Source organism: Streptomyces sp. NPDC021622 (assembly GCF_040640795.1).
Taxonomy (GTDB): domain Bacteria; phylum Actinomycetota; class Actinomycetes; order Streptomycetales; family Streptomycetaceae; genus Streptomyces.
Genome location: NZ_JBFACK010000001.1, coordinates 686,304 through 698,737 on the forward strand (window position 1 = coordinate 686,304; position 12,434 = coordinate 698,737).

Consider the following 12,434-nt stretch of genomic DNA (forward strand, 5'->3'; position numbering starts at 1 on the left):
AAGGGGGCGGGTCGGTGGTCGTACTGGCGGTGGTCACCGCTCTGGGCGGCCTGGTCGCGCTGCTTGCCGGCGCTTACGGCCTGGGGCGCACCCGGCACATCATCGCTTCGGGCGAGGTGACGCAGGCCCTGGTCAAGGCGGTGCAGCCGGGAGCCGAGCGGCCGCTGCTGCAGTTCGAGACGGGGGACGGGCGGGTCGTCGAGGTGGTGTCGCCGGTGCCGCGCAGCCGGAAGCGGCCGCTGGTCGCGGGTGACCGGGTGCGGATCGCGTACGACAGCGACGATCCCCGCGAGGCGGTGCTGCTCGGGCATGAGCGCAGGGGCATCGACCGGGGCTTTGTGGCGGCAGGTTCGGCGATCTTGGTTCTGGGGCTGGTGCTGGTGGCCGTGGCGCTGTGAAGCTCTGCCTCGAAAGGGCGGAGCTCTGTGGTTTGGGACCCGTGTGAATCGGCGGAATAGGCTTCGGCGTGGCGGGCGTTGACACAGTGGAGCGAGGGAAGGAGTCACGCGTGCCCGAAATCACCCCGGAGACCCATGTCATCGACTTCCGTGCGGCGGAGCAGCTCCTTGCCGCGCGCGATCCCCGAGGCGCGGTGAAGCTGCTCGACACGGTCATTGCTGCCCACCCCGAGAACACGGCGGCCCGGCTGCTGAGGGCCCGCGCCTTCTTCGCCGCCGCCCAACTGCGCGCCGCCGAGCTGGAGTTCAGCATCGTCCTGGAGCGTGAGCCGGACAACGCGTTCGCCCACTTCGCGCTCGCCCGCACCTATGAGCGCGCCGCGAGGCCGGACCAGGCCCGGCGGCACTTCCGCCTCGCCGCGGCGCTCGACCCGCAGCCGGAGTATCTGGCCGCGGCCCGCTTCGACGGCGGCGAGAACAGCGCCGAGAGCAGCGGCGGCTAGCCGGTCCTCGGCGGCTCGTACGGCGGGATGTCGCGGCCCGGCTGGTAGTGCGGCCCCTGGTGGATGCGGTGCACCACCACCGCCATGTCGACGGTGACGACCAGCAACAGCACGCCGCACGCCGCCGCCCACTGCGGGCGTCCCACGAGCGCGAAGACGACGGTGCCGAAGACTGCCCAGACCAGGCCCCATACGCTGAACCAGAAACGCATCCGCAGCGGACTGCGCGCGGTCAACGGCTCACTGCCTGTACGCATCATGAGGGTCATCTCCACCCTCTCTCCACCTGCTTCTCCACCCTCCAGGATCCACCCGTGGGTGGTGGTCCGGAAGGGCCGGAGGCGGCAAGATCGTGGATGTGCCGCCGATGCCGTCGTGTCGCCGGCGTCGCCGAACGGGGGCAAGGCTGTGCTGGCTGTAACGGGGGTAAGGCTGTGCTGGACGTACTGAGGGATCGGGCGAGGACGGACGAGAGCCTCGCGTCGTGGCTGAAGGATCTCGATGGCGCGGACGCGCCGCGGGCGGGCGCGGTGCTCCCGGACGCCGACGACCTGCCGGAGGTCCTGCTCGACCTGGCCGTCGGGCACGAGGACATCAACGGCCTCGTGGCGCTGCGCGGCCGGCTCCTGGATGATCCCGACGCGCGATGGCTGCTCGACCGCTGCGTCGGCGCGCTCGTACGGGACATGGGCAAGCCCGGAGCGGGCCCCCGGATCCCGGTGCTGCCCGAGGAGTTGGGGGAGCTCGGACGCTGCTTCTTCGTGTTCGTGTACGTGGCGGCGCTGCCCCGGGTCCGCTCCTATCACCGCGGCCGCGGTGTCCCGGACGACGTCTCGCGCCGCACCCTCGCCGATCTGGGCCGGCATCTGGCGGTGCACCGCAGGTCGCACGGCGGCCGCGGTCTCGTGGTGCCGGGGTGGAACAGCCTGCATTTCCGGGGAGAGCTCTACCAATTGGGCCGACTGCAGTTCCAGCGCGCCGTGCTCGGCGCGCGCATGGGTGCGGCGACATCCGTCGGCGGGCACAGCGCGGGCCCGGGCGACCCCTGCCTCAACATCCACATCACTGACTTCCGGGGGCCGCTGACTCCGGAGGCGTGTGACCGGTCGCTTGCGCTGGCGCGGGAGTTCTTCGCGCGCCACTTCCCGGAGGAACGGTATGAGACAGCTGTCTGCCACTCCTGGCTGCTCGATCCGCAGCTGAAGCGGTATCTGCCCGCGGAGTCGAACATCGTCCGCTTCCAGGAGCGATTCCATGCGGCGCGGGGATATGAGGAGGAGCCGGACGACGACGGCCCCATAGCCTTCGTCTTCGGCGACCGGGGCCTGCCCGTGGCCGAACTGCCGCGCCGTACCAGCGTGGAGAGGGCGGTGGGGGACCATCTGCGGGCGGGAGGTCATTGGTACGGGGGGCATGGCTGGTTCCCGCTGTAGCCGGAGCGACAGGAGCATGAGGGGGGAACGGGCCTGCGGGACGCTTCGTTGACGGGTCATGACTGCTGAGATGCGTGAGGGACACGAGGGAACGGGGCCCGGAGCGATCACGCCGGACGGCTGCGCGGTGGACCTGTACACCCGCCTGACCGTCGGGGACGAGCCGGACGTCATCGAGGCCGCCGTGCCGGCCGGGGCGCACATTCTGGAACTGGGCAGCGGGGCGGGGCGGGTGACCCGGCCGCTGATCGAGCGGGGCTTCCGGGTGACGGCGGTGGACGAGTCGGCCGAGATGCTGGAGAAGGTCGAGGCGCTCGCCGGGACCGAAGGGCCCGGCGGTGTGGTCCGCACGGTGCGCAGCGCGATCGAGTCGCTCGACCTGGACGAGAAGTTCGACGTGGTGATGCTCGGCTCGTTCCTCGTGCACGAAGGCGACCTGGCGGTGCGGGACGGCATGCTGGAGACCTGCCGGAAGCATGTGGCGGACGACGGCTGCGTCCTGATCCAGCGGGAGGGCATGGACTATCACACGAACCTGCCGCGGGAGCGGGTCGACCCGGGCGGCTACACCGTACGGATCGTGTCGGCGGACCCGGTGGGCGACGGTGTGAACAGGGTGCGCGCGGAGTACGTCTTCCCGGACGCCCAGTGGACCCAGACGTTCCTCGCCCGCCCCATGACGAAGGAACAGTTCGAGGAGGCGCTGGCGGAGGCGGGCCTGAAGGTGGACAAGTACCTGACGGAGGACGGGATCTGGGTGCGGGCGGTTGCGGGGTAACCGAGCCGCTGGCCGCGCCCCGAAAGGGGCGCGGGGCTGTGACATATGCGGCTCCGCCGCGTGGGCGCGCTCAGCCCCCACCGGCCCGCGGGTTCATCACCACCGGCCCGCAGGTTCCTCACCGCACGTCCCGCGGAGCGCTCAGCCCTCCAGGCCCCGCAGTCGCTCCATGTCGCGGCGGTCGCGCTTCGTGGGGCGGCCCGTGCCCCGGTCGCGTACGCCGGCGGGAGCGACCGCCTCGCGGGGCGGCGGGGGAGGGCTGTTGTCGACGTAGCACTCGACGGCCACGGGCGGGCCGACGCGTTTGCGGATGACGCGCTTGACCACGACGACGTGCTCCCGGCCGCCCGCGTGGCGCAGCCGCACCTCGTCGCCCACGCGCACGCCGTAAGCGGGCTTCACGCGCTCGCCGTTGACCCGTACATGGCCGCCCTTGCAGGCCGCCGCGCCCATCGAGCGGGTCTTGACCAGGCGTACGGACCAGATCCAGGCGTCGACGCGCACGGAACTCTCGCCCGCGCCCGCCGCACCGCCGTTGCCCTTGCCGCCGCCCGAAGTCTCCGAAGCCATGCCCCGACTTTAGTGCCTGTCCGGCGGACGGGACCGGGACAACGGGCGGGCAAGGGCCGGGCAAGGGCCGGTGCGGCAGCAGGGCCGCATCGCCGGGCGCGCGGCGAGCCGTCCGGGAAGCACCCGTCCCCTGGTTCGATAATTCGGGCTGATCGCCGCAAAGCGGGACGAAGAACGAGGGGTGCCGCCCATGAAGCCCGAAGACACCGTCGCCACCGTCGACGACCTGATGGACACGCTCCGTGCCGACCTCGAGTGGCTCACCACGATCCCGTCGATCGCCTTCCCCGGCTTCCCGGCCGAGGCGGTGTTCGCGGCGCACGATCTGCTCGTCGAACTGCTGCGGGGTGCGGGGGTGCCCACCGTCGAGCGGCTCGATCTGCCGAACACCGCGCCCGTGATCTACGGCGAGATCCCGCCGCCGAGCCCCGACGCACCCACGGTCCTGCTCTACGGCCACTACGACGTCCAGCCGCCCGGCGACCAGAGGCTGTGGAAGTCGCCTCCCTTCGAGCCGACGCCCATCGAGGGCGGGCTGCGGGCCCGGGGCATCGCGGACGACAAGTCCAATGTGATCGCGCACCTGGGGATGCTGCGCGCGTACGGGGGGCGGCCGCCCGTCGGGATCAAGATCGTCATCGAGGGGCAGGAGGAGTACGGCAGCACCTTCGACGACTATCCGCCCACCGACCCGGAGCGGTTCGCCTGCGACGCCATGGTCATCGCCGACCTCGGCAATCTCCGGCCCGGCACCCCCACCCTCACCACCGCGCTGCGCGGCGCCTCCGAGGTGATCGTCGAGGTGCGCACCCTCGAAGAGCCGCGCCACAGCGGGGAGTTCGGCGGGGCGGCACCCGACGCCCTGGTCGTACTCCTCAAGGCGCTCGCCACGCTCCACGACGTACACGGGGATGTGGCCGTGGAAGGGCTGCGGCGTGCGGAGTGGAGCGGCACCACTTACACCGAGGAGGAGTTCCGTGAGCTCGCCGGGGTGCTTGACGGGGTGCCGCTCGTCGGCAGCGGCGGCCTGGGGGAGCGGCTCTGGAGCGGCCCCGCGATCACCGTCATCGGCCTGGACGCGCCCGGCGTGGAGCACGCCGCATCGGCCGTCGTGCCGTACGCGAGGGCCAAGCTGAACCTGCGCTTCCACCCGCGTCAGGACCCGAAGGAGGCGCAGGCCAAGCTGGTCGACCACCTGCGCTCGCTCAAGCCGTTCGGCGTCCCGCTCACCGTCACGCCCGGCGACACGGGCCCCGGCTATGAGGCGGCCACCAGTGGCCCCGCCTACCGTGCCGCGCGCGCCGCGCTCAAGGAGGCCTGGGGAGAGGAGGCCTCGTCCGTCGCGACCGGCGGCTCCATCCCGCTGGTCAACGGCCTGGCGAAGGCGGCACCCGGCGCGGAGGTGCTGCTCTTCGGCGCCCAGGACAGCATGTGCAATCTGCACGCCCCGAACGAGCGCGTCCTCTTCTCCGAACTGCGCAACACCGTCGTCGCGATGTGCGCTTTCGTCCGCGAGTACGCCGCCGACTTCCCGACCGGAGACGGCGCCGCGTGAGCACGACCGACACGGATCCCGAACCGGGTACTGAAGAGCCCGCGCGGAAAGGGAAGTTCACCTTCCCCAGTGCGCTGACGGTCCTCGCGATCGTCACCGTGGCCGTCTGGCTGCTCGCCTTCCTCATCCCGTCCGGCCAGTACGACCGCAACGACTCGGGCGCCCCCGTCCAGGGCACCTACCACCGGGTCGACTCCGGCCAGTCGTTCGTCGACCGGCTGGGCGATCTCTTCCTCGCCCCGGTCAACGGCCTCTACGGCATCCAGGACGAGAAGACCTCGCTGGTCGCGCCGGACAACGTCGGCGCGCTGTACGGCAGCGCGGGGGTCTTCCTCTTCGTACTCGCCATCGGCGCCTTCATCACCGTCGTCTTCGCCACCGGCGCGCTCGACCGTGGCATCGGGCGGCTCGCGCACCGGCTGCGCGATCGCGGGGCGCTGCTCATCGCCGGTGTCATGGTCGTCTTCTCCGTACTCGGCACGGTCGAGGGCTTCGCGGAGGAGACGCTGGGGTTCTACGGCCTGATCGTGCCGCTGATGCTCGCGCTCGGCTACGACCGCATGACCGCCGTCGGCGCGATCATCCTCGGCGCGGGTGTCGGCGTCCTGTGCTCGACGGTGAACCCCTTCGCGACGGGCGTCGCCTCGTCCGCCGCCGACATCTCGCTCGGCGACGGCATCGTCCTTCGCTTCGCCATGTGGATCGTCCTGACGGCCGTGACGGTCGCCTACGTCATCCGCTACGCCAGGCGCGTCCAGCGCAGCCCGGAGCGCTCGCTCTCCGGGTTCCTGCCCGGCGACCGGGACCAGGAGCAGGCCTCGGCGGGGGCGGCGGAGGTGCCCGAGCTCACCGGTCTGCACAAGGCGGTGCTCATCGTGACCGCGCTCGTCTTCGCCTTCATGATCTTCTCGGTGGTGCCGTGGCGGAGCGCGCTCACCGGCGACGCGGACGCCGAGCCGTACGGCTTCGAACTGGGCTGGTCCTTCCCGCAGTTGGCCGCCCTGTTCCTGTGCGCCGCGGTCCTCGTCGGGCTGGTCGCGCGGATGGGGGAGCAGAAGCTCAGCTCGACGATCATCCAGGGCGCGGCCGACTTCGTCTCGCCGGCGCTTGTCATCCTGCTGGCCCGCGGCGTCACGACGATCATGAACAACTCGAAGATCACGGACACCGTGCTGCACTCGATCGAGGGCGTGGTCAAGGGCACGTCGTCGAGCCTGTTCGCGATCATCGTCTTCATCGTGAACCTGCCGCTCGCCTTCCTGATCCCCTCCACCTCCGGGCACGCCACCCTCGCCATGCCGATCCTCGCCCCGCTCGCCGACTTCGCCGGGGTCTCGCGCGCGGTCGTCGTCACGGCCTGGCAGTCGGCCAGCGGCTGGATGAACCTGTGGGTGCCGACCACGGCGGTGACCATCGGCGGCGTCGCCCTCGCGAAGGTCGGCTACGACAAGTACCTGCGGTTCGTGTGGCCGCTGCTGGCGGTGCTGTTCGTGCTCATCTGCGGGTTCGTGGCGCTGGGGGCGGCGGTGACCTGAGCGTGTCCGGGGTCAGTCCGCTTCCTCGGTCAGTCCGCTTCCCCGGTCAGTCCGCTTCCTCACCGAAGAGATGCCACACCGTGGAGCGGTAGTTGGTCCGCACATGGACCAGCGCATGCGCCCGCGCGCGCTCCGCGTCCCCCGACGCCACCGCCTCGTACAGCTCACGGTGTTCCTCAAGCAGGTGTGCCCACTCCTCGTTTCGCCGCGTCATCCACCGAAGCCGCCCGTCGACCGGTTCCATGACGGACGTCAGCAGGCTGTTGCCCGCCATCGCCAGGATGCGGTCGTGGAAGCGGGTGTTGATGTCCGTGATCGCCTCGGCGTCCGCCGTTCGGGTCGCCTCCGCCGCGCTGTCGAGGAGGGCCGAAAGCTCCGCGAGCCCCTCCTCGGTGGCCCGCTGTGCCGCGCGCCCCGCGGCGAAGACCTCCAACGCCTCGCGCAGTTCGAAGAGTTCGGTGACGTCGGTGCGGGTGAGCCGGCGCACCACGGTCCTGCGCGGGGTCTCGAAGGTGATGAAGCCCTCGGCGACCAGCGCCCGGATCGCCTCGCGCACCGGGACCCTGGACACCCCCAGGCGGTCGGCGAGTTCGCGTTCGACCAGGCGGTCGCCCGGGCCGAGGCGTCCGGCGATGATCTCCTGCCGCAGCTCGGCGAGCACGCGTTCGCGTACGGCGCCCAGCGGCTGCTCCACGGTCGTCATGGTGTCCATCATTGCCGAACCCCGCATCGATTTACCGATTCGTAACCGTACGGACATTGCCGGACGCCGCCGGGGGCGGGAACATGGCGGCACTTTGGTATACCAAACTTTGGTATACCAAAGGTGCCGCACCTCCGCCCCAGCTCAGGAGGCCCCGTGTCCCTCGCCCAGCGCGCCGACTCCCCCGGCGCGACGCACGACTTCGTCCCCGATCCCCGCCTCACCAACGAAGACCTCGCCCCCACCGCCGAACGCAAGTGGAAGGTCTTCGACCTCTTCGCCCTGTGGATGTCCGACGTCCACAACCTCGGCAACTACACCTTCGCCGCCGGCCTGTTGGTGCTCGGGCTCAACGTCTGGCAGATCTTCACCTCGCTGCTCGTCGGCTTCGTACTGATCTACGCCGGAATGAACATGATGGGGCGCATCGGCCAGCGCCACGGCGTGCCGTTCCCCGTGGTCAGCCGCATCAGCTTCGGTGTCTGGGGCGCCAACGTCCCCGCCCTGATCCGGGCCGTGATCGCCATCATGTGGTACGGAATCCAGACCTATCTGGCCTCCATCGCGGTCAACGTGATGCTCATCGCCGCCTTCCCGGGCCTGGAGTCGTGGACCGAGGGCTCCTTCCTCGGCCTTCACGCGCTCGGCTGGTGCTCCTTCGTCGCCCTCTGGCTGGTGCAGGGGCTGATCATGACCCAGGGCATGGAGTCCGTACGGAAGTTCCAGGACTTCTGCGGGCCCGCCATCTGGGTCGTGATGATCGCCCTCGCCGTGTGGATCCTCTGGAAGGCCGGCTGGACCATCTCGCTCACCAGCACCCCGAACCCCGTCTCCACGGGCGAGCAGGTGCGGCAGTGGTTCGGCGCCATCGGGCTCATCCTCGCCACCTACGGCACGCTGATGCTCAACTTCTGCGACTTCTCGCGCTTCGCCCCCGACTACCGCACCGTCAAGCGCGGCAACTTCTGGGGACTGCCCATCAACTCGACCGCCTTCGTGATCCTTTCGGTCGTGGTCACGGCCGGGAGCCTGGAGGTCTTCGGGAAGGCCATCACCGATCCCGCCGAACTCGTCGCCGAGATCGGCAACACCTGGGTGCTGATCTTCGGTGCGCTCACCTTCGCCGTCGCCACGATGGGCGTGAACATCGTCGCCAACTTCGTCTCGCCCGCGTACGACCTGGCCAATGTCTGGCCGCAGAAGATCACCTTCAAGATCGGCGGACTCATCTCCACGGTCGCAGCCCTCCTTGTCACGCCGTGGAACCTGTACTCCAACCCGACCGTCGTGAACTACTTCCTCGGTGGTCTCGGCGCCTTCCTCGGGCCGCTGTTCGGCATCATCGCCGTCGACTACTTCTGGGTGAAGCGCGGACGCATCGACACCGAGGCGCTCTTCAAGGCCGAGCCGGGATCGCCGTACTACTACAAGAAGGGCGTCAACCCCAAGGCGCTCGCGGCCTTCCTGCCGACGGCGGGCTTTGCGGCGGTGTGCGCGCTGGTGCCGTTCTTCGACTACGTGGCCCCGTACTCGTGGTTCATCGGGACCGCGACCGCCGCGCTGCTGTACGGCGCGCTGTGCCGCTCGGAGCGGACCGCCCAGCCAGTGGAGGCCGCCGAGCCCGCGGTGGAGGGCTAAGTGCGCATCGTCGTCACCAACTGCAACACCACGCGGTCGATGACCGAGGAGATCGTGCGCGGCGCCCGGGACGCGGCCGCCCCGGGCACCACGATCACCGGGCTCACCCCCGCCTGGGGCCCCGAGTCAGCCGAGGGGTGGCTCGACAGCTATCTCTCGGCGGCCGCCGTCCTCGACGCCTTGCGTGGTTATGAGGGTTCGTACGACGCCGTGGTCCTGGCCGGGTTCGGTGAGCACGGACGCGAAGGCGCCCGGGAGCTGCTCGACGTGCCCGTCGTCGACATCACCGAGGCCGCCGCCCATCTGGCCTGTCTGCTCGGGCGGCGGTACGGCGTCGTCACCACCCTTGACCGGGCACGCGGGCAGATCGAGGACAGCCTGCACGCGGCGGGGGTCGCGCGGAACTGTGCGGCTGTCGTCGGCACCGGGCTCGGCGTCCTCGACCTGGGGGACGAGGAGGCCACCCTGCGCGCCTTCCTCGCCGCCGCGGGGCGGGCGCGCGATGCGGGGGCCGAGGTCTTGGTGCTCGGCTGCGCCGGGATGACCGGGCTGCAGGAGAAGGTCGGCGCCGCGCTCGACATGCCGGTGGTCGACGGCGTGGCCGCCGCCGTGAAGCTCGCCGAGTCGCTCGTCGGGCTCGGCCTGACCACCAGCCGGATCGGCGGATATGCCAAACCCCTCCCGAAGAGCCGTACTTGGGCGCCGCCGCCGTCGGAGTGATGTTCGGGAACGATCTGTGGCGCGCACGGCGGGGGACAGTGCGCTGCGCGGGCCGGGCGACCGCAGACTCCGTGCAAGGCGCCGGGCAGGTCCGGCGCCGAGCAACTGGAGGTGCCCGGTGTCGCAGTCGACCGTCCGGTCCGGCGGGGCCCGTCCCCGTCCCCGCGCCGCACTTCGCCGTACCGTCCGCTCCGGGCTCCTGGCCGCCGCGCTGCTGCTCGGCGCGGCGGCGAGCGGGTGCGCTGGGGCGTCCGGGGCTCCCGGGGCTCTGGGGGCGTCCGAGTCCGTGCCGCAGGACACCGCCTTCTGGGTTGAACCGGACAGCTCCGCCGCCCTCCAGGCGGCCGAGTGGCGACGCCAGGGTCATACCTCCCAAGCGCTGCTCATGGACCGCATCGGCGGCCGCGCCCAGGCCGTGTGGCTGGCCGACGAGGGGCCGGGGCCAAGAGTCCGTGCGGTCACGGAGGCGGCGGCCGGCGCGGGGCGCGTCCCCGTACTCGTCGCGTACTACATTCCGCACCGCGACTGCGGCGACCACTCCCGGGGCGGCGCGGCGAGCGCGGCGGAGTACCGGCTGTGGATCGAGGAGTTCGCGGCGGCGATCGGCGACCGTGCCGCGTACGTGATCGTCGAACCGGACGCCGTCGCGCGGGAGGTGGCGGGCTGTGAGATGACCGACGCCGGGGAGCGGTACGCGCTGCTCGCGCACGCCGTCGACCGCCTCAAGGCCCGCCCGAACACCAAGGTGTACCTCGACGCGGGCAACGCCGACTGGATCCCCGATGAGGAGCGCCTGGTCACCCCGCTGCGGCAGTCCGGGATCGACAAGGCCGACGGCTTCGCGCTCAACGTGTCCAACTACCAGACGGACGCGGTGAGTTCGGCGTACGGGCATCGTCTCGCGGCCCTCATCGGCGGCGCCAAGCACTTCGTCGTCGACAGCAGCCGCAACGGCAACGGCCCCTACACCGGCTCCGGTTCGACCTGGTGCAACCCGCCGGGACGCGCCCTCGGCACCCCGCCCACCACCCTCACCGGCGACCTCGCGCTCGACGCCTACCTGTGGATCAAGCGCCCCGGTGAGTCCGACGGCGCCTGCCGGGGCGGGCCGGAGGCGGGAGAGTGGTGGCCGGAGTATGCGCTGGGCCTCGCGAGCCGGGCCAAGAACTGAGCGCTCCGCACGTCCCGCGGAGCGCTCAGCGGGCCGCCCGGGGCCCGGCGGCGGCCTCCGGCACGACGGCCGTGGCAGTGATCTCCACCAGCTGGCCGCGGTACCCGAGGCACGTGACGCCGAGGAGCGTCGACGTGTGCGGGCCCGCGTGCAGGGCGGAGGCGCGGACGACCTCCCAGGCCTCGGTCAGGACGCCGGGTTCGTCCCCGACCACGTACACCGTGCTGGCCACCACCAGGGAGAGATCACTGCCGATCGCGCGCAGCGCCTCGTCGAGGTTGGCGATGACCTGCGCGGTCTGCCGGGGCACGTCGCCGTCCCCGACGAGGTTCCCCTCGGGGTCGAGCGGCACGGAGCCCGCCATGAAGGCGAGGCGGGCGCCTGCCTCGACGACGGCGGCGTGGGCGTATCCGGGTGGCGGGAAGAGGGCGGGGACCGTGGTGCGGTGGATGGGGGTCATGCCCCTGATCGTGCGGGATCAGGATGGTCGTACGCATCCGAATTCGGTGGCGCCGAGGGGGCGGGCGGGCTATTCGGTTGCCCGGTCGGCGCCGCGCTGTAAAGATCGCCGCCATGCCCCTCTTCCCCGCCCCTGACGGCACGGACCTCGCCCATCACGTGTACGGCGACGACGCCGGCGCCCCGCTCATCTGCCTGCCCGGCGGTCCGCAGGACTCCGTGTACCTCGGTGAGCTCGGCGGGCTGTCCGCCCACCGGCAATTGATCATGCTGGACATCCGGGGTACGGGGGAGTCCGCGCTGCCGCAGGATCTCGCGTCCTGCCGGTGCGACCGGCTCGTCGACGACGTCGAGGCCCTGCGCGAGCACCTCGGGCTCGACCGCATCGATCTGCTCGGGCACAGCGCGGGCGCGACCATCGCCGTCCAGTACGCGGCCCGGTACCCCGAGCGGGTCGGCAGGCTCGTCCTGGTCACGCCGAGCACCAGGGCCGTCGGCGTCGCGATCGACGGTGCGACGCGGCGCGAGACCGCGCTGCTCCGCAAGGACGAGCCCTGGTTCCCGGAGGCCTTCGCGGCCCTCGAAGCCATCGTGTCCGGCAACGCCACGGCGGACAGCTGGCAGGCCATCGCGCCTTTCTCGTACGGCAATTGGGACGCTGCGGCGCAGGCGCACCAGGCGGCGGAGGCCGGCCAGCAGAACCCGGCCGTCACCGAGGCCTTCGGCGCCGACGGTGCGTTTGAGCCCGAGGCCACGCGCGCGGCGCTCGCCGGGTTCGGGGCGCCGGTCCTCGTGGTCGCCGGGGAGTTCGACCTGGGCGCGCCGCCGGCCGCCGTGGCCGAGGTCGCCGCGCTGTTCCCGGACGCGACGCTCGTCGTGCGGCCGGGCGCGGGGCACTTTCCGTGGCTCGACGACGCGGAGGGATTCGTCGCGCCCGTCGCGGAGTTCCTCGCGTGAGGGACCGCCCGCGT

General features: G+C 71.4%; 14 protein-coding genes. 10 read left to right on the forward strand and 4 right to left on the reverse strand.

Features of this window, described 5'->3' with window-relative positions; genetic code table 11:
* The first annotated feature begins 14 nt into the window (after positions 1-14).
* Entirely contained in the window at positions 15-398 is a 384-nt protein-coding gene (locus tag AB0G47_RS03095; RefSeq protein WP_360763459.1) for a DUF3592 domain-containing protein, read from the forward strand.
* 110 nt (positions 399-508) lie between these two features.
* A complete protein-coding gene (locus tag AB0G47_RS03100) occupies positions 509-901 on the forward strand; it encodes a tetratricopeptide repeat protein (RefSeq protein WP_360763460.1) in 393 nt (130 codons plus the stop codon).
* Here AB0G47_RS03100 and AB0G47_RS03105 read toward each other — a convergent pair.
* Positions 898-1,170, reverse strand: a complete 273-nt coding sequence (locus AB0G47_RS03105; RefSeq protein WP_266869865.1) for a DUF6343 family protein — start codon at positions 1,168-1,170, stop codon at positions 898-900. The two genes, AB0G47_RS03100 and AB0G47_RS03105, sit on opposite strands and share 4 nt — an antisense overlap.
* Positions 1,171-1,431: 261 nt before the next feature.
* On the opposite strand from AB0G47_RS03105, the gene AB0G47_RS03110 reads away from it, so the two are divergent.
* Both AB0G47_RS03110 and AB0G47_RS03115 read left to right on the forward strand, forming a co-directional pair.
* Entirely contained in the window at positions 1,432-2,334 is a 903-nt protein-coding gene (locus AB0G47_RS03110; RefSeq protein ID WP_360763942.1) for an acyltransferase domain-containing protein, read from the forward strand.
* Positions 2,335-2,404: 70 nt separating this feature from the next.
* Positions 2,405-3,112, forward strand: a complete 708-nt coding sequence (locus tag AB0G47_RS03115; protein ID WP_360763943.1) for a class I SAM-dependent methyltransferase — start codon at positions 2,405-2,407, stop codon at positions 3,110-3,112.
* Positions 3,113-3,253: 141 nt separating this feature from the next.
* On the opposite strand, the gene AB0G47_RS03120 is transcribed toward AB0G47_RS03115, so the two are convergent.
* Positions 3,254-3,682 carry an RNA-binding S4 domain-containing protein gene (locus tag AB0G47_RS03120; RefSeq protein ID WP_360763462.1) on the reverse strand — a complete coding sequence of 143 codons (429 nt, stop codon included), beginning with the start codon at positions 3,680-3,682 and terminating at the stop codon, positions 3,254-3,256.
* Positions 3,683-3,872: 190 nt separating this feature from the next.
* On the opposite strand from AB0G47_RS03120, the gene AB0G47_RS03125 reads away from it, so the two are divergent.
* Both AB0G47_RS03125 and AB0G47_RS03130 read left to right on the forward strand, forming a co-directional pair.
* Positions 3,873-5,237 carry a M20/M25/M40 family metallo-hydrolase gene (locus AB0G47_RS03125; protein ID WP_360763464.1) on the forward strand — a complete coding sequence of 455 codons (1,365 nt, stop codon included), beginning with the start codon at positions 3,873-3,875 and terminating at the stop codon, positions 5,235-5,237.
* Positions 5,234-6,772 carry a YfcC family protein gene (locus tag AB0G47_RS03130; protein ID WP_360763465.1) on the forward strand — a complete coding sequence of 513 codons (1,539 nt, stop codon included), beginning with the start codon at positions 5,234-5,236 and terminating at the stop codon, positions 6,770-6,772. Before AB0G47_RS03125 ends, AB0G47_RS03130 begins: the two co-directional genes overlap by 4 nt.
* 46 nt (positions 6,773-6,818) lie before the next feature.
* Here the strand turns inward: AB0G47_RS03130 and AB0G47_RS03135 are convergent, their stop codons facing one another.
* Positions 6,819-7,484, reverse strand: coding sequence for a GntR family transcriptional regulator (locus AB0G47_RS03135; RefSeq protein ID WP_360763945.1), 666 nt, complete (start codon positions 7,482-7,484; stop codon positions 6,819-6,821).
* A 147-nt stretch (positions 7,485-7,631) separates the two neighbouring features.
* On the opposite strand from AB0G47_RS03135, the gene AB0G47_RS03140 reads away from it, so the two are divergent.
* From AB0G47_RS03140 to AB0G47_RS03150, 3 genes are all read left to right on the forward strand, one after another.
* Positions 7,632-9,113 (forward strand): NCS1 family nucleobase:cation symporter-1, encoded by a 1,482-nt coding sequence (locus tag AB0G47_RS03140; protein WP_360763467.1) that lies wholly within the window; start codon positions 7,632-7,634, stop codon positions 9,111-9,113.
* Positions 9,114-9,833: an aspartate/glutamate racemase family protein gene (locus AB0G47_RS03145; RefSeq protein WP_360763469.1), complete on the forward strand. Its 720-nt coding sequence runs from the start codon at positions 9,114-9,116 to the stop codon at positions 9,831-9,833.
* 118 nt (positions 9,834-9,951) lie between these two features.
* Complete coding sequence (locus tag AB0G47_RS03150; protein ID WP_360763471.1) at positions 9,952-11,004, forward strand: glycoside hydrolase family 6 protein; 1,053 nt, start codon at positions 9,952-9,954, stop codon at positions 11,002-11,004.
* Positions 11,005-11,029: 25 nt separating this feature from the next.
* On the opposite strand, the gene AB0G47_RS03155 is transcribed toward AB0G47_RS03150, so the two are convergent.
* Positions 11,030-11,464 (reverse strand): RidA family protein, encoded by a 435-nt coding sequence (locus AB0G47_RS03155; RefSeq protein ID WP_360763473.1) that lies wholly within the window; start codon positions 11,462-11,464, stop codon positions 11,030-11,032.
* A 113-nt stretch (positions 11,465-11,577) separates the two neighbouring features.
* Between AB0G47_RS03155 and AB0G47_RS03160 the strand changes: the two genes are divergently transcribed.
* Positions 11,578-12,420: an alpha/beta hydrolase gene (locus tag AB0G47_RS03160; RefSeq protein ID WP_360763474.1), complete on the forward strand. Its 843-nt coding sequence runs from the start codon at positions 11,578-11,580 to the stop codon at positions 12,418-12,420.
* The last annotated feature ends 14 nt before the right edge of the window (positions 12,421-12,434 follow it).

What these genes read in the sequence shown, in the direction of transcription:
- AB0G47_RS03105 (WP_266869865.1), bottom strand. Translation starts at nt 1,170, where the DNA reads ATGACCCTCATGATGCGTACAGGCAGTGAGCCGTTGACCGCGCGCAGT.
- AB0G47_RS03115 (WP_360763943.1), top strand. Translation starts at nt 2,405, where the DNA reads ATGCGTGAGGGACACGAGGGAACGGGGCCCGGAGCGATCACGCCGGAC.
- AB0G47_RS03120 (WP_360763462.1), bottom strand. Translation starts at nt 3,682, where the DNA reads ATGGCTTCGGAGACTTCGGGCGGCGGCAAGGGCAACGGCGGTGCGGCG.
- AB0G47_RS03125 (WP_360763464.1), top strand. Translation starts at nt 3,873, where the DNA reads ATGAAGCCCGAAGACACCGTCGCCACCGTCGACGACCTGATGGACACG.
- AB0G47_RS03135 (WP_360763945.1), bottom strand. Translation starts at nt 7,484, where the DNA reads ATGGACACCATGACGACCGTGGAGCAGCCGCTGGGCGCCGTACGCGAA.
- AB0G47_RS03155 (WP_360763473.1), bottom strand. Translation starts at nt 11,464, where the DNA reads ATGACCCCCATCCACCGCACCACGGTCCCCGCCCTCTTCCCGCCACCC.
- AB0G47_RS03160 (WP_360763474.1), top strand. Translation starts at nt 11,578, where the DNA reads ATGCCCCTCTTCCCCGCCCCTGACGGCACGGACCTCGCCCATCACGTG.